This is a genomic window from Mycobacterium sp. IEC1808, assembly GCF_002101935.1.
GTDB lineage: Bacteria > Actinomycetota > Actinomycetes > Mycobacteriales > Mycobacteriaceae > Mycobacterium.
On sequence record NZ_LQPV01000056.1, the window covers coordinates 1 to 18,281 of the forward strand.

The following is an 18,281-nucleotide window of genomic DNA, read 5'->3' on the forward strand; positions in this document are numbered from 1 at the left end:
GGCCTGCAAGCCTTCGGCGGAGGCGGTGGGGCAGGCGGCGGCACCGCTGGCGGCATAGGCGGTTTCGGCGGAGCGGGCGGCGGTGGCGCCGCGAGTCAGGTCGGCGGCGGTATCGACGTCACCGGGGGTACCGGCGCCAACGCCGGCGGCGGCGCCGACGGGGGCAGTGGCGGCAACGCCAGCTACAACGCCCAAATGGGCACCGTCGACGCCGCCGGCGGCGGCGGCGGAGGAGGTGGCCTCGCCTTTACCGGCGGCACCGGTGGCCATGGCGGCGCCGGCGGCGACGTCGCAGGCTTCGGCCACGGGGCCGGCGGCGCCGGCGGCAACCCCGGCAACGGCGGCATCAACGGCGGCGGGGGCATCGGCGGCGGCGGCAACATCGGCGCCGGCGGCACCGGCGGCGGCACCGCCGGCAGCGGCGGCGGCGGTGGCGGCGGCGGCGCCACCGTCGCAGGTTCCGGCCTCGGCAGCGCCACCGGCGGCAACGGCGGTTCGGGCGGCTAGCCGGCTGACGCGGACCCTCGGACTCGTGCCACCGTGGGACGCCTGAAAGTGATACGCGTCCGCGTATCAGCCAAGCGGCGGTTGGAAGGCGAATTTCACTCGCTTCCACCCGCGCTCATGCCATTGCCTCCGCCCAGGCGATATGGCCTTCGAAGCCGAGCGTTTTCGCCATATCGCGGTAGCGATCTCGGAAGTCTCGAAAGGCCGCGCTGTCGCCGTGCGCCTGCGCCAATAGTGCCCGCAGCCGCAGCAGCCAGATGTCGCGCGCCGTTAAGCCGTCGTCGGCCGGGGCCGTCGCCAGCCGCTCGATCGCGGCCGCGGCCTCGGACACGTCACCGTCGGCCCCACGTTCCAGCAACGCGTTCACCAGAACACCCGTAGCGGTCATCCCCCACCCCAGCAGCCGTCCTTCCCGGAACAATTCGTCGGCGGCGGCGCGCATGAGCTGTATCGCTTCACCGCGATCCCCGGACCGAAACCTCTCACGCGCCAAGTACACGTTGACCGTCGGCAGGTCGCAGAGGTGGAGTTGCCAGCGTTCATACATTTCGCGGACCTCTGCCAGCAGCTGCTGTCCCCGGTCGCGATCGGCTGCCGGTTGGCGGTGCACCAGCGCGAGACCCAGGGTCATTCGGGCGGAAGCCAATGCGAAATCGTCGCCGGATCGTTCGGCGATCCGCAATGCATCTTCGCTTTCGCGCACCGCGCGGTCGTCGGCAACGAGCACCCCGCCGGGTATTCCCCCGGAGTAGATGTAACTCACGACCGTCGTATAGGAAATCGGGTCGGCGCTTCGGGCCATGGCGAGGGCCCGCTCCACGTCGTCACGCCAGCCGGGGCGGCCCAGGGAATAGCGGGCATCAGCCCGCTGCGCGAGGGCAACCGCTAACGGGGATCCGACGATCAAGCTGCCTTTCGACGGGTCATCGTCGGCCAGGTCAATGACCCTTTGCGACCACCGCAACACGTCCCAGTACTCGGCGCTTTCGGTCTTGGCAAAGATGGGCATGCACGACAGACCCACCGTCAACTCCTGGTCTCCGATCGACTCGATGAGGACCATGGCTTCAGACGCCATCTCCGATGCCTCTGCAACGCGGTCCTTGAATGCGCGCTCGGCCACCAGTCCCACCATGGCAATCGCCTGCGAGGCCTTGTCCCCTGCGGCTGTGCACAGCTCCCGCAGTTCGTTGAAACGGTCGTCGGCAACCCTTTCGTGAACCCGCCAGGCGGTCGCGCACAACATGGTCCGCGGGGCGATGCGCATGCCCAGCCGGTTGGGATCATCGTCGGGCAATGCATCGGCGATCGTTCGGGCGCGCTCCCAACTCAACCGCGCCGCGGCGATGTCACGGGTGGTCGCCCACGCCGCGGCGCGCAGGTGCCAGCCGTAAGCGGCCTGCAAGTCACCGCCCGCCACCAGGTGCTCGGCGATCACCGCGGCGTTGTCATCCGCCGCCGACGGGTCGCGTGACTCGATGGCCGCTGCGACGCGCCGGTGCAGCTCGGCGCGATCGGACTTGAGCTGCGACGCATAGGCCACCGTCCAAATCATCGGGTGGTGAAACACATATTCCCGTCGTCGAATGAACCTCACCTGATCAACCAGCTCGGCACCCACGAGATCCTCTAGGAGCGGATGGATGCCCAGCATTTCCAGCAAGTCGAGGCCGAACCTCGAGCCGATGACCGCCGCTGCGCTCAGCGTGCGCTTGGCTTTCGGGTCGAGGCGGTCGATGCGCGCGGCGATCGTCGCCTGCAGCGTGGCGGGCACGGTCACCTCGCCGACGTCTGCCGCCGACACGTACGCGCCGCGTTCGCCGCGTAGCGCGCCACGCTCGGCCAGCTCGCGCACGATCTCCTCGGCGAAGAATGGATTACCGGCTGCGGTTTCGGCGATCTTCTCGCGCAGCGCATCAACAGAAGGGTCCGAGCCCAGCCGCTCCGCGACCAGGGCCGTGGTTTCTGAATCACTCAGCGGCGCAAGGGCGATCGTCTGAGCCCCGGAGGTCCGGCCAAGCGCGCCCCGATATTCGGGACGGTAGGTAACCAGCACCAGCGACGACGTCTGTGGGACAACCGTGAGGAACTCGGCCAGCATGGATTCGCTGACTTCGTCGATCCAGTGCACGTCCTCGACTACATAGACCGCCGGGGCTTCGCGGGCCAGCGATACCGACTTGATCAGCGCAGCCAACCGCCGCCGCCGCGCGTCCGGATCGATCTTCGGCGCTTCCATGCCCGGATCGGCGATGCCGAGCAGGTCCTCGAAGAGCACCAGGTCCTCGGGGTCGGCTCCGAGCGCCCGCGTCCGGACCTGCGTACGGGCCGCCGCGCCGTCCAGGTCATCCACGCCGCTGGCCGCCCGCAGCAGCCGCGCAACGACGCGAAAAGGGATGTCGCTGGTGTGTGATTCGCAGTAGGCGGTGAACACGTCGACACCCCGGTCGGCGGCCATCGCTGCAACCTCGCGGACCATGCGGCTCTTGCCAATGCCCGCCGAACCGACCAGGCCGACCACCGCGCCGTGGCCGTCGATGGCACGCTCCAGCAGGCCCTCGATGGCGGCTATTTCCCAGCGCCGACCGACCAGAGCCGAGTCGGCACGCCCGCGCTGGGGTTCGCCTACGCCCAGCAGGCGATAGGCGGCCACCGGTTCGTCGTCACCCTTGATCCGAACCATCTCCGGTTCGCCAAGGGCGGCTGCGCCGGCTACCAACCGCGCGGTCGACGGGCTGAGCATTACCCCGCCGGGCGGAGCGACCGACTCCATCCGCTGCGCGATCCCCACCTGCTCGCCAATTGTGGTGTAGCCCAAGGTAACCGAGCCGACTTCGCCGGCGATCACCTGACCCGAATTGAGCCCGATGCGCAATGCTAGGTCGACACCGTCCCGGTGGCGGACCTCGGCTACCAACCCCGCGAGTTCGTCGTGGATTGCCAATGACGCAAGACATGCCCTTAACGCATGGTCCTCCAACGCTATTGGCGCGCCGAACACGGCCATGATGCCGTCGCCGGTGAACTTGTCCACCGTTCCGTCGTACCGCTGCACCACGTTTGCCGACCGGTTGATCAATTCCGCCATGATCTCGCGCAACCGCTCCGCCCCGACGGCAGAGGCGATGTCCATCGATCTGACCACGTCGGCGAACAGCACCGTCACCTGCTTGTACTCCGCCGGCGCGGCGGCCTCGCCAACCGGTGCGCCACATCCGTGGCAAAACCGCGCATTCGGCAGGGGTTCGGTGCCGCATGCGCGGCAGGCCAGCACGGCCGTCATACGACCTCCGCCAATCCGCCCCCGAGTTTCATGGCCCTCCCAGGATAAGGCGGACTATGCGGCTGACGACCCCGCGACTTCAAACTCGCCAGTTTTCCCTTGCGGTCCGCATCGCGGCTCGGCTCGCCCGGCATCTTCGGGTTGCCTAACCAGAACCGCACAGCTTTGTGATCATGATCTCTCGTGAATGCCGGTTGGGCGGAGATCAATTCGAAAGCATAAACCGTTCATTTCGACGAAGGTCGCGAAAAGATCGGAGCCTTGAAATGAACGTCCACGCCACGCCCGACCGGATCGACTACCACCTGACCCGCGCGTTCGTCGCCATAGAGCTACAAAGCCAAGACCGGATCGACCAAGCCGTAGACCGGCTGGCTATCAGCCTGCTCGTACAAGCCTGACCACGAACACGCAAACCGCCGTCATTACCCAGCAATTGCACCTCTGACAGAGCAAGCGCCTGACATGCGGGCGCGCCTCAGTCGGTGGTGTGGACGATCAGCACGTCGGTCTTGGCCCTGCGGGAGACTTCGGATGGGACTGCTCCCAGCAACCGCCCGGCGACCTTGCTGAGCCCGACGTTGCCGACGACCAGTAGGTCGGCATGGACCTCCTCGGCCAGCTTTACCAGCGCGTCGACCGGATTGCCGACGATCGCCTCCTGCAGCACGTTCTTGGCCCCGGCTTTGTACGCCCGATCGCTGGCGTCCCGCAGGATCTCGCGGAAGGGAGTTTCGCGCTGCGTCCGGTAGTCCGCGCCGTGGTCGCTTCCCGGCGGGATGGCGTAGCGGCCCTTTTCCTCGCGGACGGGGGCATGCGCCGTAGCAACGATCAATTTCGCGCCCTGATCCGCAGCGATCGCCGCTGCGCGGTCGACCGCCAGCATCGACGTGTAAGAGCCATCGGTGCCGACCACGACGGTCTGATAGCCGCTCATTTCCCACAGTGTAGGGACCGATGAGGCCGCGCGTAACGGGCCCGCGTGATTTACGGCGACGGCGATCAATCAAGAGGGCGCGGAGAAGCCGCTAGCGGGCCGACTACTCACTTCGGCTTGTTTTTCCTAGTCAGATCGGTATCCCGGCTCGGCTGAACGCGCTTCGGCTCGCCCGGCATCTTCGGGTAGTTCGGCGGATACGGCATGTCGCCCAGCCCGCGCTCCTCGTCGGCGGCCGCCAGCTCGAGCAGGGGCGTGATCGACTGGGCGGCATCGTCCATGGCGGCCCACGGATCGTCCCGGCTCTTCACCAGGTCGGGCACGGTCGCCATGGTGTAGTCGTCGGGATCGGCGCCGGCCAACTCGTCCCACGTCAGCGGCGTAGACACGGTCGCGATCGGCGTGCGCCGCACCGAATACGGCGACGCCATGGTGCGGTCGCGGGCGTTCTGGTTGAAGTCCAGAAAGACCCGCGCACCCCGTTTCTCTTTCCACCACTCCGTGGTCACCGCATCGGGTGCGCGGCGCTCCACCGCGCGGGCCAGCGCGATACCCGCCCGGCGCACCTCGACGAAGTCCCACTCGGGGGCGATGCGCAGGAACACGTGCACCCCGCGGCCGCCGGACGTCTTCGGGTACCCGACGAGACCGAGCTCGTCGAGCAGCGGGCGCAACACGTCGACCGCAACCGCCCGCGCCTCCCCAAATCCGGTGCCCGGCTGAGGATCCAGATCGATCCGCAACTCGTCGGGATGGTCCGTGTCCGGGCAGCGCACCTGCCACGGGTGCAGCGTGACCGTGCCCATCTGCGCCGCCCACACGATGGCCGACGGGTGCGTCACCTTCAGCGCGTCGGCGGTGCGCCCCGACGGGAAGGTCACCCGGCAGGTCTCCAAGTAGTCGGGATGATGCTGCGGCACCCGCTTCTGGTAGATCTCCTCGCCGTCGATGCCGTCCGGGAAGCGCTGCAGATGGGTGGGTCGGTCACGCAGCGCGGTCAGCATCGGACCACCGGCCACCGCCAGGTAGTACTCGACGAGCCGACGCTTGGTGCCCTCAGCGCCCAGGGCGGGGAAATACACCTTGTCGGGGTTGGTCACCCGCACGGCGATGCCGTCGACGTCGAGCTCTTCTGCAGCAGCCATATCCTCAGCTTATGGACCTACCCGTCATGCCGCCGGTGTCGCCGATGCTCGCCAAGCCGGTGCGCTCGATGCCGCCGGACGCGTCGTATGAACCCAAATGGGACGGATTCCGGTCAATCTGCTTCCGTGATGGCGACGAAGTCGAGCTGGGCAGCCGCAACGAGCGGCCGATGACCCGGTATTTCCCTGAGCTGGTCGCGGCGGTGCGCGCCGAGCTGCCGCAGCGCTGCGTGATCGACGGCGAGATCGTCGTGGCGACCGACCACGGCCTGGATTTCGAGGCGCTGCAACAGCGGATCCACCCGGCCGACTCGCGGGTGCGGATGCTCGCCGAGAAGACGCCGGCTTCCTTCATCGCGTTCGACTTGCTCGCCCTGGGCGACGACGACTACACCGGGCGCCCGTTCAGCGAGCGGCGCGCGGCCCTCGTCGACGCCCTGTCCGATGCCGGGCCGTCGATCCACGTCACGCCGGCCACCACCGACATGGAGACCGCGCAACGATGGTTCGAGGAGTTCGAGGGCGCCGGCCTCGACGGGGTCATCGCCAAGCCGCTGGGCATCACATATCAGCCGGACAAGCGCGTCATGTTCAAGGTCAAACACGAACGGACCGCCGACTGCGTGGTCGCCGGATACCGGGTGCACAAGTCCGGCGGCGATGCGATCGGCTCGCTGCTGCTCGGGCTGTACACGGACGACGGCCAACTCGCGTCGGTCGGCGTGATCGGCGCCTTCCCGATGGCCGAACGACGGCGGCTATTCGCCGAATTGCAGCCGCTGGTTACCACTTTCGACGGCCACCCGTGGAACTGGGCCGCGCACGAAGCCGGCGAACGCACCCCGCGCAAAAACGAATTCTCGCGCTGGAACGCGGGCAAGGACCTGTCGTTCGTGCCGCTACGGCCCGAGCGGGTGGTCGAGGTCCGCTACGACCACATGGAGGGCCCGCGGTTCCGCCACACCGCCCAGTTCAGCCGGTGGCGCCCCGACCGCGAACCGCGCTCGTGCACCTACGCCCAACTCGAACAGCCGGTCACCTTCCGCCTCGGCGACATCGTCCCCGGCCTGGGGCCCGACTAGGGGCCCCGTCCGATCACGCGTGCGGGCAGAACATCCCGAGGATCTGCTGGCAGTTGTCCCTGTTGATCAGGCCCGGTGGCGCCGGCGGGGGCGGCGGCGGCGGATTGTCTCCGTCCCAGATGTTCTGGGCGACATTCCCCTGCCCGAAATACACGTAGTAGTACGTGTGGCAGACGTTGTTGTCCCAGACCACCGGGTTGGTGACGTGGTTGCCGGTCGGCGGCAGCGGTTGCCCCGGGCACCAGCGGCACGGCCCCTGCGGGTGATCCTCCGGGCAACCGGGCCACGCGTTCAGCGGCGCGGGACCGGGATGAGCCGACGCGGTTCCCACGGTCAGTCCCAGGCCGGCAACGCCGAGACCGCCGGCCACCACCGCGGTGGTTGCCAGCCGCGCGATTCGCCCTGTCATGGAACGAACGTTGTTCATCATTGTCCTTTCCGATCGAGGCCCGGGTGGGCCGCTGTGCTGAACAAAGTCGACATCGCCGGCGCCGCTACCGGTCCCAATTTCGGCTACGGGCACATGAACGCAATCGGTGGACACCCCCGGGGCGCGATCGCCTCCGGCGGCGGGTTATCCCCGTCCCAAATCGACATGGGCCGGCCCTGGCTGGTCACGTTCCCCATCCCGTAGTTGGTCGAATACCAGGTGTGGCAGACGTTCCAGTCCCAGTCGATCAGGCTGTTGACCACGTAGGGCATGTTCTTGGGATCCCCCGGGCACCAGCGGTGTGGGCCGTCGGCGTGGGCGGCGCCCGCTCCCAGCGCAACTCCGCCCGCCACCGTCGCACCGGAAAGCAGCGCACCGGCAAGGATCGATTTCAGGACGCGCGTGCTATCCATAAGGGTTCCTTTCGCCGCTGTGGGCCGTAACCTATCGCCGCCCACTTGCGAAATTCTTGCGATTGCCGCACCGAATGGAAACCCCCGAATTCGGCTGCGGGACGCCCACTAAGCTGTCGTGATGCTCAATATCGCCGCGCTTTTCGTGGCCGGCACCGCCGCGCTCGATGACACCGGCGCGATCTACGCCACCCGCATCCCCACGACCGGCTTTCAGGTTCCGCAAATCCCTTTGACGGCAAAGGTTCCGGTCGTGCTGGTGGTGCACGCCCGCTGCGGCGGTGACTACGACCCGGAACTACATGTCGTGTGCAAAGATCCCGGCGGGACACCCCGCGGCAGCCTGGAGGGCAAGTGGCATTGGCCGGACGACGGCGATAAGCCGTCCAAGTATCGGTGCTTTACCCAAGACCTCGTCATTTCCGTCGAGTCGGTGGGCGAGTACACAATCGGCGCCTATTACGACCCGCAGGGAAAGATCGAGTTGGCCACACCAATCCCGGTGTCGATTTCCTTGGTCGAGGCAAGTCCGGATGGCGACGACGGGGACGGCGCCGAACCCGAGGCCTGAGCGGCGTTTATCAGGGCCCGGGAGCGGGCACGCGAAAAGAATGTCAGTAACAGCGTTTAAGGACCTGCCGTTGGCCGATCGGGACCGCAAGTGGGACGGGGACGCCGCCGACAAGCGTGTCCGCAAGTGGGCCGGTGCCGAGGACAAGCCGAACCAGAAATATCGGGACGCCCACATCTGGTACGACAGCGACAAGAAGGACAACTTCACCGCATACAAGTTGCTGTTCGCCGACGTGATCGGCGGCGAACTCAAAGCGGTCCCGCGCGGAGTGATGATCGCCGGCGCGATCATGGACGGCGCACGCGGCGGCATCGATTTGCCCAAGGCCGACATCGACCGCGTCAAGAGTCACCTGGCGAAGTACTACAAGAAGATGGACGAGACCGCGCCCTGGGAGCGCGGCTGATCTCACCGGCCGCGACAGTTGCCAGTGAGCAGGTTGTAGCAAGTCGATCATCGCGGGCAGCGTTGCCGCAACAGCACTTTCGTACGGTGATGGCATGCTAGGACAAGAAGCACGTCAATGACTTGGTACTGCTGGGCCACCCAGGCAATCATGGTCATTTGCCTCACGGCACGCCACCTGACACCTCACGGAACGGAAACCAGTCGGTCGGGCTGCGGCGAATCTGCCGCGCCCCACCCACGGCCGCTCGGCATTCACGACTCGGCCTACCGCCAGCGCATCATGTGAAGGTTCGCCGCTGGGGCATTCAGGCTTTTCAGTGTGCAATGACGGTTTACAGCGCGAGCTCAGGGCGGGATTTCGGCGATCTGTCCGCCCAGAATTCACGCACGACGCCCGCGATTCACACTCAACGTCCGAGCGCCGTGGACCACCAGGCGACCAGCTAGACGGAGACCATCAGCCGCGACAAACCGCGCAGGGTGACGTTCGCCTTGTATTGCGGCTCGCCGGCCAGCCGGGCGTCCGGGAAGCGGGCGGTCACGGCCGACAGGGCTGTGCCGGCTTCCAGGCGCGCCAGGGGCGCGCCCAGGCAGTAGTGAATTCCGCGGCCAAAACCCAAGTGCCGCAACGTCCCTCGGTCCGGGTCGAAAGTGTCGGGCCGGTCGAACTCGGCGGGGTCACGTTGGGCCGCGGCCAGCAGGACCATCATGATGTCGCCCGCCGGCACGTCGACGTCGCCGATCGTCATGTCCGCCAGGGCGACTCGCCCGGCCAGTTGCACCGGCGGGTCGTAACGCAGGGTCTCCTCGACGATCGCCGGCGCCCGACCCGGGTCGGCGCCCAGGGCCGACCAGTGCACGCGGTTGCGCAGCATTGCCAGGATCGCGTTGCCGATCAGGTTCACCGTGGTCTCGTGCCCCGCGATCAGCAGCAGGTTACAGGTCGAGACGATCTCCTCCTCGGTCAGCTGATCGCCGGACTCCTCCACCGCGATCAGGCCCGACAGCAGGTCGTCGCCCGGCTCCGACCGGCGCCGCTCGATCAACTCGTGGAGATACCCGCGCAGCCGCCGCACCGCCTGCATCCGCTCGTCCATAACGTCGGGCGGCACGCCGGTGATCGTCGAGAACGGGTCCAGCGCCTGCGCCAGCACCGCCGACGCGCGGCTGAAGTGCGGCTCGTCCTCCAGCGGGACGCCGAGCAGCCGGCAGATCACCGCCACGGGCAGCGGATAGGCGAAATCCTCGACGACGTCGAACTCGCCCTTCTCGGCGATCCGATCGAGCAGCCCGTCCACCAGCGCGGTGATTTCGGGCCGCAGCGCGTTCACCACTTTGGGCGAGAACGCCTTGGCGACCAGCCTGCGCAGCCGGGTGTGATCGGGCGGATCGAGGAATAGAAATCCCGGCGGGAAGAGCCGGGGCTGCACCACGCCCGCCTCGAGCTGGCGCTTCGCCACCGTCGAGTTCGCGTTGCTGCTGCTCGACGCCGGATGCCGCAACACCTCGTCGCAGTCCCGGTAAGCCGAAAAGACGACCAGCGTCGTCTCCGGCAGCACGATCGGTCCGCGCGCGCGAAACTGCGCAAGCAGCCGATACGGGTCGGCGCGATTGGCCGGGTCGAGCAGCTGCAGCAGCAGCCCTTGCGATTCGGCTTGGGCGGCGGTCGTCATGAACACATTCTGCCCGCACCGCGCGGGTCGCTCAGCGGCGCAGAAACTCGACGATGTGGTTGGCCAGTTCCTCGCCGGCGTCCTCCTGCAGAAAGTGACCCGCGCCGCGAATCGTCGGGTGATCGATGCCCTGGGCGCCGCGCATCTCGCGCTGGAAGATCGCGGCCATCGGCCCGGTGATGGGATCGCTGTCGCTGAACGCGACGAGCATGGGCGTCGGGCTCACGGACAGCTTGGCCCACGCCACCTTGTTGGCCGCCGCCGCGGGATCGTCCGGCGAGGTCGGCACCAGGGTGGGCATGGCGCGCGGCCCGGCGCAGAACCGGTCGTCCGGGAACGGCGCGTTGTAGCCCTCGCGCACCTCGCCGCTCAGCTGCGCGCTGCAACCGCCCTGCACGAACCAGCCGATATTGAGATTCGGAGCGATGGCGATGGCCTTGCGGAAGCGCCACCAGTCCTCGGCCATCGGCTGCTCGCCGTTCGGCAGCCCCGTGTTGGCGACGACCAGGCGGGCGAACCGTTCGGGATGCTCGGCCGCCAGCCGCAAGCCGATCAGCCCGCCCCAGTCCTGGCCCACCAGGGTCACATGACGAAGGTCGAGGACGTCGAAAGCGGCGGCCCGCATCCATTCGACGTGGCGCGCGTAGGTGTGGTCCTCGCGACGGGTCGGCTTGTCCGAACGACCGAACCCGACCATGTCGGGGCAGATGACCCGATGCCCCGCGGCGGCCAGGATCGGAATCATCTTGCGGTACAGGAACGACCACGACGGCTCGCCGTGCAGCATGAGAACCGGGTCGCCGCCTGGCGGCCCGTCCTCCACCCAAGCCACCCGCAGCGCCCCGCCGTCACCATCTGCGATCTCGCAATAGCTTGGGGCATAAAGAAAGTCGGGCAGGTCGTCGAACCGCTCGTCGGGTGTGCGCAGTGTTTGCATGTCAGCCCCCCTCGGTTAGGCCGGCCAGTGCCGGATGCGCCATCAATCGATCGAGAAACGGACGCTGGCCCTTGAGCAGCTTCGTGCGCGCCTGCGTCACCGCGAACCAGCCGACCCGGTCGACCTCGGGGAACTCCCGCATCCGGCCCGAGCCCTTCGGCCACTCGATCTGGAAGGTGTTGCTGTGTGCGTCGGTGACGTCGAGGTCGGCCCCGATGGCGAAGGCAGTGACCACCTTGCCGCTGGGTTGTTTCAGCGGGCCGAAGTCCAACCGAGGCCCGGCAGGCACCGACAGCCCCAACTCCTCAGAAAACTCGCGCTGCGCAACCGTCCAGGGATCCTCGCCGTCGGTGTACTCACCCTTGGGTATCGACCAGGCCCCTTCGTCTTTGCGGGCCCAGAACGGACCGCCGGGATGCGCGATCAGGACTTCGACGACGCCGCCACGCGCCCGGTACAAGAGCACGCCCGCACTGAGCGTCGGCATGGAGGGTCAGACCCCGACGGCGCGTTCCAGGTCCTTCAGCGACGACTCCAGGTGCGTGAGGAGGCGCTGCAGGTGTGGAACGCTGCGACGGCATCCGACCAGTCCGAAATCGAGGTTGCCCGCGTTGCTGACCAGGGTGATGTTGAGCGCCTGCCCGTCCAACGCAATAGAAAGCGGATAACTGCCGTCGAGCCGGGCGCCGCCCCAGTACATCCGTTCGCGAGGCCCCGGCACGTTCGAGATGACCAGGTTGAACGGCGGCGACGTTGACGACACCCACCCGGGAACCGCCGCCAGGGCGAGCGGCGCCATGTTCACCGCCGAAAGCGCCAGCGCCTGGGCGCGGGGCAACTCGGAGAACACCCTCTTGTTCTTGTGCATCGACTCGCTGACGGTCTGCAACCGCTCCGCGGGGTCGTCGGTGTCGGTTGCCAGATTGCACAGGATTGCTCCGACGAGGTTGCCGCCGGCGTCTGCCTCGTCCTCCTTGCGCAGGCTCATCGGGACCATCGCGACAAGCGGGGCGTCCGGCAGCGCGTTCTGCTCGAGTAGGTAGTAGCGCAGGGCGCCCGCGCACATCGCCAACACGACGTCGTTCAGAGTCACACCCGATGCGGCCTTGACGGTTCGGATGCGGTCCACCGACCACGACTGCGCGGCGCAGCGCCGCGCGCCGCCGATCTTGACGTTCAGCATGGTGCGCGGGGCGCCGAAGGGCAACGTCACCTGCTGCTCGAACAGCGCCGCGCGGGCCAGCGACACCGTCGAAGGGCCTAGCGCCGCAAGCGATCCCAACGTCCTCACCAGCGAGCCGAGCCGAGATGCGGGGCCGGACGTGCGCTTTCGCCTGGGCAGGCTCCACATCGCCCGAATCTCGTTGTCGTTCGGGTCGACCGACAACGCGCGCTGCATCAGCTTCATCGCCGAAATGCCGTCGATCAGCGCGTGATGCATCTTGCTGTACATGGCGAACCGGCCGTCGTTCAGCCCCTCCACCACGTAAAGCTCCCACAGGGGGCGGTGGCGGTCGAGCAAACCGGTGTGCAGCCGGGACGTAAGCTCCAGCAGTTCGCGAACCCGGCCCGGTGCGGCCAGCGCCGAGCGCCGGACGTGGTAGTCGACGTCGACCTCGTCGTCATAGGTCCACGCCATCGGGGATATCCCGCCCAGAAGCGTCGCGGGGTGCTTGCGGAAGGTGGGCTGGAATTCGTCGTTGGCGATCATGGCGTCGGTGAACTCGCGGACGAATTCTGGGCCTGCGCCCTCCGGCGGTTCGAACAACGACAAGCCGCCCACGTGCATGGGATGCTCACGGGATTCGCCCAGAAGAAATACCCCGTCGGTGGGCGCCATCGGTTCCATGCACCCATTAGACCGCGAACAGCGCAAGACGCAAGGTCTTTAGTCCCCGTCGGGCGGGGATTGCGGCTCTGTCGGGGCGGCCGCCCCTGCGGGACGATGACTGCACTCGAATTCGGCACAGCGACGAGTCGGCGGGTGACGAAATGACTTATCCCGAAATCGCGAAGTGGGACCCCACCTTCACCGAGATGCTGATCAACGCGGTGAATCCGGTCATCAAGCGCTGGTTCCGCCCGGAAGTTCGGGGCCTGGAAAACGTCCCGGCGGCGGGCGGCGCGCTGCTGGTGTCCAACCATTCGGGCGGCGTCCTGACGCCCGATTGGAACGTGCTGGCCCCGGCCCTGTACGGCAGGTTCGGCTACGACCGCCCGCTGTACACCGTGGCCCACTACGGCGTGTTCTTCACACCGTTTCGCGCGGCACTGGGACGGCTCGGCGTCATCCACGCCAGCCGGGAGAACGCCGGCGAAGCGTTGCGTTCGGGTGCGGTGGTGCTGGCCTTCCCGGGCGGCGACTACGACGCGTTCCGTCCGACGCTGCGGCAGAACGTCATCGACTTCGACGGCCGCACCGGATATGTGAGGACCGCCCTGGAAGCCGGCGTGCCGATCGTACCGGCGGTGTCGATCGGCGGGCAGGAGACCCAGCTTTTCCTCACGCGCGGCAATTGGCTGGCGAAAAGCCTGGGGCTCAAGCGTTTTCGGATCGAGATCCTCCCTGTTACCATCGGCTTCCCGTTCGGCATGTCGGTGTTCTTCCCGGCCAACATGCCGTTGCCCACCAAGATCGTCTACCAGGTGCTGGAGCCCATCGACGTCGCCGAGCGGTTCGGCGAGGACCCCGACGTCGACGATGTCGACGCTTACGTCCGCTCGGTCATGCAGGCCGCGCTCGATCGATTGGCACGCGAACGCCGCGTCCCCGTCCTGGGTTAGGCGACCGCCCACGCCGAGGTGGCGATGAGGTCGCCGCGCTCCAGCCCGGCGGCGCGATGCTCGTGCACCTTCGCGTACTCGGGCGTGGTCACCATGTCGATGAACGCTTGCGGCGTCGGGTATTCGACGATGAGAATCGCGTCCCACCAAGGCCGTTCGCCGTCACCGATGACGACCGTTGGCGCCGCACCGGCGTACCGCAGCGTCGCACCCACGCGTTCCAGGTGCGGCACGACCTCCTGCCCGTATTGCAGGTAGGACTCGAGCCCGCCCGCGGTCTTGAACTTCAACAGGTTGACCATCAGCACCGGCGCGTCCGCGGGCCTGGCGGCCAGCGCCGCGAACTGCTCCGGGGTGGGCTCCAGCGAGCTGCTCATGTGAATCTCCTTGCATCATTCGGCTGTATTGGCGACACCTCCCCGTACCATCCCTCATCGACGGGCCGACGTCTTGACATCTCACGACAGCATTTTGACAATCCAAGACACATGTCTGTTGTACGCGGGACCGCGCTCTCGAACTATGCGGGCCTCGTCGCCGAGTTGGGCGGCGACCCCGCGAGCCTGCTGCGCGCGGCGTGCGTCCGCGAGCGAGACGCCGGCAATTACGACGCGTTTATCTCGTACCACGCCGCGATAAAAGCCATCGAGTCCGCGGCCCAGGCCACGAACGCGCCGGACTTCGGGCGACGGTTGGCCGAGCGGCAGGGCATCGAGATTCTTGGTCCGGTCGGCGTGGCGGCCCGCACCGCCGCCACGGTGGCGGACGCCTTGGAGATCTTCGGCACCTACATGGCGGCGTACAGCCCGGTGATCGCGCTGCGGGTCACGCCGCTGGCGGAACCGCAGCGCTCGTTCGTGACGCTGGAATTTCTCCTGGATAACCCGCCACCGCATGCGCAGACCACCGAGCTGTCGCTGGGTGTCTCGATACGCGTCTTCCGGCTCCTCATGGGTGCCGATTACGTCCCGCTGAAGGTGCATCTGCCGCATGACCCGCTCACGCCCAAAGCCGACTATGTGCGGTATTTCGGTTGCACGCCCGAGTTCGCCTCGCGGGCAGCGGGTTTCACGGTGCGTACGGCCGACTTGAGCCGCCCGTTGCACCGCGACGACGTCGCCCATAAGGCCGTCGTCGACTATTTGAGCGGCATCACCCCTCGAAATGCCGGGATTGTGGAATCGGTGCGCATCATCGTTCGGCAGCTGCTGCCCACCGGGACGGCCACCCTCGAGCTGGTCGCCGAGCAGTTCAATCTGCACCCAAAAACGCTGCAGCGCAGGCTCGCCGAGGAGGACACGACGTTCGCGGCACTGGTGGATCAGGTCCGCAGGGACGCCGCCGACCGGTACCTGCGCAACACCGGCATCAGCCTTTCGCACCTGGCGCGCGAGCTGGGCTACGCCGAGCAGAGCGTGCTGACCCGCTCATGCAAGCGCTGGTTCGGGACGGGACCGGCCGCTTACCGCAACCGAAGTGGCGCGCCGGCGAAGCACAGGTTGTCGTCGTCGACCGGGCCTTCGCGCAGCGTCTTGTAGTCGCCGCGGTAGTCCATCGAGGTTCGCCATGGCCCCTCGGCGCCCTGGCGCGGGAACTGCTCGACGGATCGCTTGACGTAGCCGGCGGTGACTTCCAGGAGCGGCTTGGTCGGCATGGCCCCGGGCAGCCGCGGGTAGCAGATGCTGTGGCCGTGCGCGTCCATGTGGGCCAGCAGCCGGCAGAAGTGCTCGCACACCAGCCCTACCTTGAGCGTCCACGACGAGTTGGTGTAGCCGAAGACGTAGGAGAAGTTCGGGACGTCGTCGAGCAGAAACCCTTTGAACGCCACCTTGTCCGACAGGTCGACGGGAACCCCGTCCACCGAGAGGCTGATGCCGCCGAAGGCCAGCAGGTTCAGTCCGGTGGCGGTGACGATGATGTCGGCTTCGAGTTCACGCCCGGAGCGCAACCGGATTCCGCGCTCGGTGAAGGTCTCGATCTGGTCGGTGACCACCGAGGCGCGGCCGTCGCGGATGGCCTTGAACATGTCGGCGTCGGGCACGGCGCACAGCCGCTGGTCCCACGGGTCGTAGGACGGCCGGAAGTGCTCGTCGACCGGGTATCCGGCCGGCAACTGCTTCGCGTTGAGGTGGCGGATCAGCCGGCGGGCGGCGCGCGGGTGCTGCTGGCAGAACCGCCAGACGAGCCGCTGCTTGGCGATGTTCTTGCGCCGGGTGATGGCGTAGGCACGGTCACGGCCGACGAGCTTGGGCAACGTGTTGGCGATGCGGTCCTCCGACGGCACCGGCAGGATGTAGGTCGGCGAGCGCTGCAGCATGGTCACGTGTCCGGCGGTCTCGGCCATGGCGGGAACCAGCGTGACCGCGGTCGCGCCGCTGCCGATAATCACCACCCGCTTGCCGCTGTAGTCCAGGTCCTCGGGCCAGTGCTGCGGGTGGATGATTTGCCCCGCGAACCGCTCCCGTCCCGGGAACTTGGGGGTGAACCCCTCGTCGTAGCGGTAGTAGCCGCTCGCGCAGAAGAACCATCCGCACGTCATGGTGATGCGTTCGTCCGCGCGCTCGATTTCGACCAGCCAGCGCGCGTCCTCGGTGGACCAGGCCGCGCTGATCACCTTGTGACGGAAGCGGATCGACTGGCCGATCCCGTTTTCGGCGACGGTCTCGCGGAGGTAGGCCATGATCGCGTCGGCGCTGGCGATCGCCTTCTCGTTCTCCCACGCCTTGAACTCGTAGCTGAACGTGTGCAGGTCGGAGTCGGAGCGAATTCCGGGGTACCGGAACAGGTCCCACGTCCCGCCGATCTCGTCGCGCGCCTCCAGGATGGCGAACGTCTTGCCGGGCTGCATCGTCCGCAGGTAGCAGGCGGCGCCAATGCCCGAGATGCCGGCGCCGATGATCAACACGTCGACGTGTTCGATGCTGCTGGAGTTCATGGTTGGTCCTGACTCTGCTGTCGTGGGCGGTGGTTTACCGCTGCTCCCACTGTGCGGCAGCGCAGAGTTCAAAGTATTGACAGCAGAGGACAGCTTTTTGACAGTTGGGGACAGGGCGGCCCGTTGCCACAACTGCCACATCGGTTGCCGTGACGGAGGCATTAGCCGTTGTGCCCGCCTCACAGCGACAGAACTCGAACCACGCCGCGCGTTTGTCGCTCGGAGGCGGGCACAAACGCACATCCCCTCCCTGCGGGGCTAATGGGGCGGATGTGAGCAGGGCGCCACGCTACAGCAGATCGGTGATCGTCTTCAGGCCCGCGTCGTAGAGCACACCGGGCAGCATGCCGCCATCGCATTCGATGGTGGTGCCGTTGACGAAGTCCGCGTCCCCGCCGGCCAGGAACACACAGACGCGGCCCACCTCCGCGGGTTCGCCCGCGCGGCGCAACGGCACTGCGGCGAAGTACCTTTCGCCGGTCGGGTCGTCCTTGGGCAACACAAAGGACCGGAAGTTCTCGGTCATGGTCGGGCCCAGGGCGACGCAATTGACCCGGACCTTGGGCCCCCACTCCTCGGCCAGCGAACGGGTGAGATGGTTCAGTCCGCTCTTGGCCGCCCCGTAGGAGACCAGGGTCGGCGATCCGGCGGGGTGCCCCGCGCCGCTGGAGATGTTGATGATGCAGCCGACACCGTCCTGTGTGCACATCTGCCGGTACGCGCGGATCGCGAACCAGAGCGGGCTGACGAGGTTCATCTGCACCGCGAACGCGTGGAACAGCGCGGTGCGCTCGAAGTCGTCGTCGCTGTCCGGTGCGCCCTGAATGCGCGAGACGAGCGAGGGAATGCTTTCGGCGTGCGGCGCCGGCACCGTGCCGCCGGCGTTGTTCACCAGGATGTCGATGCGCCCGTGGGTGGCCACGACGTCGGCGATGAACGAGTCGATTGAGCGGTAATCGCCTTGGTCGCAAACCTTTTGGGATGCGCGGCTCGCCCATTCGGCGTCGATGGCCGGGATGGTGTCCAGGGGCGAGCGGGAGCAGCCGACGACGGTGGCGCCGGCGCGCAGCAATTCGTGCGCGATGCCGACGCCGACGCCGCGGCTGGTGCCGGTGACGATCGCGATCTTGCCGTGGAGTGCGCCCATCGCCAGCCTTCCGTGCGTCATTGACA

At 67.3% G+C, this 18,281-nt stretch carries 18 protein-coding genes and 1 pseudogene; 7 read left to right on the plus strand and 12 right to left on the minus strand.

Annotation, left to right across the window (positions count from 1 at the left end; genetic code table 11):
- Window positions 1-507 (plus strand): annotated as a pseudogene (locus AWB92_RS29860) (hypothetical protein); the annotation flags it as partial.
- A gap of 115 nt (window positions 508-622) precedes the next feature.
- On the opposite strand, the gene AWB92_RS23365 reads toward AWB92_RS29860, so the two are convergent.
- A complete protein-coding gene (locus tag AWB92_RS23365) occupies window positions 623-3,790 on the minus strand; it encodes an adenylate/guanylate cyclase domain-containing protein (RefSeq protein WP_085189903.1) in 3,168 nt (1,055 codons plus the stop codon).
- A gap of 266 nt (window positions 3,791-4,056) precedes the next feature.
- Here AWB92_RS23365 and AWB92_RS31135 point away from each other — a divergent pair, with 266 nt between their 5' ends.
- Window positions 4,057-4,191 (plus strand): hypothetical protein, encoded by a 135-nt coding sequence (locus AWB92_RS31135; protein ID WP_255404410.1) that lies wholly within the window; start codon window positions 4,057-4,059, stop codon window positions 4,189-4,191.
- A 77-nt stretch (window positions 4,192-4,268) separates the two neighbouring features.
- Here AWB92_RS31135 and AWB92_RS23370 read toward each other — a convergent pair whose 3' ends face one another.
- Both AWB92_RS23370 and ligD read right to left on the minus strand, forming a co-directional pair.
- Window positions 4,269-4,727 carry a universal stress protein gene (locus tag AWB92_RS23370; RefSeq protein WP_085189905.1) on the minus strand — a complete coding sequence of 153 codons (459 nt, stop codon included), beginning with the start codon at window positions 4,725-4,727 and terminating at the stop codon, window positions 4,269-4,271.
- A 107-nt stretch (window positions 4,728-4,834) separates the two neighbouring features.
- The gene (ligD, locus tag AWB92_RS23375) at window positions 4,835-5,872 is read right to left on the minus strand and encodes a non-homologous end-joining DNA ligase (protein WP_085189907.1); all 1,038 of its coding nucleotides are present in this window, start codon (window positions 5,870-5,872) and stop codon (window positions 4,835-4,837) included.
- Between the two features lie 11 nt (window positions 5,873-5,883).
- Here ligD and AWB92_RS23380 point away from each other — a divergent pair, with 11 nt between their 5' ends.
- Window positions 5,884-6,954 (plus strand): ATP-dependent DNA ligase, encoded by a 1,071-nt coding sequence (locus tag AWB92_RS23380; RefSeq protein ID WP_085189909.1) that lies wholly within the window; start codon window positions 5,884-5,886, stop codon window positions 6,952-6,954.
- Window positions 6,955-6,967: 13 nt separating this feature from the next.
- On the opposite strand, the gene AWB92_RS23385 is transcribed toward AWB92_RS23380, so the two are convergent.
- Both AWB92_RS23385 and AWB92_RS23390 read right to left on the minus strand, forming a co-directional pair.
- A complete protein-coding gene (locus AWB92_RS23385) occupies window positions 6,968-7,363 on the minus strand; it encodes a hypothetical protein (protein ID WP_241523559.1) in 396 nt (131 codons plus the stop codon).
- Window positions 7,364-7,467: 104 nt separating this feature from the next.
- Window positions 7,468-7,797 (minus strand): hypothetical protein, encoded by a 330-nt coding sequence (locus tag AWB92_RS23390; RefSeq protein WP_085189911.1) that lies wholly within the window; start codon window positions 7,795-7,797, stop codon window positions 7,468-7,470.
- 121 nt (window positions 7,798-7,918) lie between these two features.
- Here AWB92_RS23390 and AWB92_RS23395 point away from each other — a divergent pair, with 121 nt between their 5' ends.
- Window positions 7,919-8,368, plus strand: a complete 450-nt coding sequence (locus AWB92_RS23395) for a hypothetical protein (RefSeq protein ID WP_085189913.1) — start codon at window positions 7,919-7,921, stop codon at window positions 8,366-8,368.
- Between the two features lie 40 nt (window positions 8,369-8,408).
- A complete protein-coding gene (locus tag AWB92_RS23400; RefSeq protein WP_068132742.1) occupies window positions 8,409-8,777 on the plus strand; it encodes a hypothetical protein in 369 nt (122 codons plus the stop codon).
- A 445-nt stretch (window positions 8,778-9,222) separates the two neighbouring features.
- Here the strand turns inward: AWB92_RS23400 and AWB92_RS23405 are convergent, their stop codons facing one another.
- The 4 genes from AWB92_RS23405 to AWB92_RS23420 are packed head-to-tail and all read right to left on the minus strand — an operon-like array spanning window position 9,223 to window position 13,238.
- Entirely contained in the window at window positions 9,223-10,452 is a 1,230-nt protein-coding gene (locus tag AWB92_RS23405; protein ID WP_085189963.1) for a cytochrome P450, read from the minus strand.
- Between the two features lie 31 nt (window positions 10,453-10,483).
- Window positions 10,484-11,389 (minus strand): haloalkane dehalogenase, encoded by a 906-nt coding sequence (locus tag AWB92_RS23410; RefSeq protein ID WP_085189915.1) that lies wholly within the window; start codon window positions 11,387-11,389, stop codon window positions 10,484-10,486.
- A 1-nt stretch (window position 11,390) separates the two neighbouring features.
- Window positions 11,391-11,876: an NUDIX domain-containing protein gene (locus tag AWB92_RS23415; RefSeq protein WP_085189917.1), complete on the minus strand. Its 486-nt coding sequence runs from the start codon at window positions 11,874-11,876 to the stop codon at window positions 11,391-11,393.
- A 6-nt stretch (window positions 11,877-11,882) separates the two neighbouring features.
- Entirely contained in the window at window positions 11,883-13,238 is a 1,356-nt protein-coding gene (locus AWB92_RS23420) for a wax ester/triacylglycerol synthase family O-acyltransferase (protein WP_085189919.1), read from the minus strand.
- Between the two features lie 143 nt (window positions 13,239-13,381).
- Between AWB92_RS23420 and AWB92_RS23425 the strand changes: the two genes are divergently transcribed.
- Window positions 13,382-14,173: a lysophospholipid acyltransferase family protein gene (locus AWB92_RS23425; RefSeq protein WP_085189921.1), complete on the plus strand. Its 792-nt coding sequence runs from the start codon at window positions 13,382-13,384 to the stop codon at window positions 14,171-14,173.
- Here AWB92_RS23425 and AWB92_RS23430 read toward each other — a convergent pair.
- Entirely contained in the window at window positions 14,170-14,550 is a 381-nt protein-coding gene (locus AWB92_RS23430) for a DUF1330 domain-containing protein (protein WP_085189923.1), read from the minus strand. The two genes, AWB92_RS23425 and AWB92_RS23430, sit on opposite strands and share 4 nt — an antisense overlap.
- A gap of 111 nt (window positions 14,551-14,661) precedes the next feature.
- Between AWB92_RS23430 and AWB92_RS23435 the strand changes: the two genes are divergently transcribed.
- Window positions 14,662-15,711: an AraC family transcriptional regulator gene (locus tag AWB92_RS23435; RefSeq protein ID WP_085189925.1), complete on the plus strand. Its 1,050-nt coding sequence runs from the start codon at window positions 14,662-14,664 to the stop codon at window positions 15,709-15,711.
- On the opposite strand, the gene AWB92_RS23440 is transcribed toward AWB92_RS23435, so the two are convergent.
- Together AWB92_RS23440 and AWB92_RS23445 are read right to left on the minus strand one after the other, a co-directional pair.
- Window positions 15,636-17,108: an NAD(P)/FAD-dependent oxidoreductase gene (locus AWB92_RS23440; protein WP_085189927.1), complete on the minus strand. Its 1,473-nt coding sequence runs from the start codon at window positions 17,106-17,108 to the stop codon at window positions 15,636-15,638. The genes AWB92_RS23435 and AWB92_RS23440 overlap by 76 nt on opposite strands.
- Window positions 17,109-17,397: 289 nt before the next feature.
- Window positions 17,398-18,255: an SDR family oxidoreductase gene (locus tag AWB92_RS23445; protein ID WP_085189965.1), complete on the minus strand. Its 858-nt coding sequence runs from the start codon at window positions 18,253-18,255 to the stop codon at window positions 17,398-17,400.
- Between the last annotated feature and the right edge of the window lie 26 nt (window positions 18,256-18,281).

What these genes read in the sequence shown, in the direction of transcription:
- AWB92_RS23390 (WP_085189911.1), bottom strand. Translation starts at nt 7,797, where the DNA reads ATGGATAGCACGCGCGTCCTGAAATCGATCCTTGCCGGTGCGCTGCTT.
- AWB92_RS23415 (WP_085189917.1), bottom strand. Translation starts at nt 11,876, where the DNA reads ATGCCGACGCTCAGTGCGGGCGTGCTCTTGTACCGGGCGCGTGGCGGC.
- AWB92_RS23385 (WP_241523559.1), bottom strand. Translation starts at nt 7,363, where the DNA reads ATGACAGGGCGAATCGCGCGGCTGGCAACCACCGCGGTGGTGGCCGGC.
- AWB92_RS23420 (WP_085189919.1), bottom strand. Translation starts at nt 13,238, where the DNA reads ATGGAACCGATGGCGCCCACCGACGGGGTATTTCTTCTGGGCGAATCC.
- AWB92_RS23370 (WP_085189905.1), bottom strand. Translation starts at nt 4,727, where the DNA reads ATGAGCGGCTATCAGACCGTCGTGGTCGGCACCGATGGCTCTTACACG.
- AWB92_RS23425 (WP_085189921.1), top strand. Translation starts at nt 13,382, where the DNA reads ATGACTTATCCCGAAATCGCGAAGTGGGACCCCACCTTCACCGAGATG.
- AWB92_RS23405 (WP_085189963.1), bottom strand. Translation starts at nt 10,452, where the DNA reads ATGACGACCGCCGCCCAAGCCGAATCGCAAGGGCTGCTGCTGCAGCTG.
- AWB92_RS23440 (WP_085189927.1), bottom strand. Translation starts at nt 17,108, where the DNA reads ATGAACTCCAGCAGCATCGAACACGTCGACGTGTTGATCATCGGCGCC.
- AWB92_RS23445 (WP_085189965.1), bottom strand. Translation starts at nt 18,255, where the DNA reads ATGGGCGCACTCCACGGCAAGATCGCGATCGTCACCGGCACCAGCCGC.
- AWB92_RS23435 (WP_085189925.1), top strand. Translation starts at nt 14,662, where the DNA reads ATGTCTGTTGTACGCGGGACCGCGCTCTCGAACTATGCGGGCCTCGTC.
- AWB92_RS23380 (WP_085189909.1), top strand. Translation starts at nt 5,884, where the DNA reads ATGGACCTACCCGTCATGCCGCCGGTGTCGCCGATGCTCGCCAAGCCG.
- AWB92_RS23410 (WP_085189915.1), bottom strand. Translation starts at nt 11,389, where the DNA reads ATGCAAACACTGCGCACACCCGACGAGCGGTTCGACGACCTGCCCGAC.
- AWB92_RS23365 (WP_085189903.1), bottom strand. Translation starts at nt 3,790, where the DNA reads ATGACGGCCGTGCTGGCCTGCCGCGCATGCGGCACCGAACCCCTGCCG.
- ligD (WP_085189907.1), bottom strand. Translation starts at nt 5,872, where the DNA reads ATGGCTGCTGCAGAAGAGCTCGACGTCGACGGCATCGCCGTGCGGGTG.
- AWB92_RS23400 (WP_068132742.1), top strand. Translation starts at nt 8,409, where the DNA reads ATGTCAGTAACAGCGTTTAAGGACCTGCCGTTGGCCGATCGGGACCGC.
- AWB92_RS31135 (WP_255404410.1), top strand. Translation starts at nt 4,057, where the DNA reads ATGAACGTCCACGCCACGCCCGACCGGATCGACTACCACCTGACCCGC.
- AWB92_RS23430 (WP_085189923.1), bottom strand. Translation starts at nt 14,550, where the DNA reads ATGAGCAGCTCGCTGGAGCCCACCCCGGAGCAGTTCGCGGCGCTGGCC.
- AWB92_RS23395 (WP_085189913.1), top strand. Translation starts at nt 7,919, where the DNA reads ATGCTCAATATCGCCGCGCTTTTCGTGGCCGGCACCGCCGCGCTCGAT.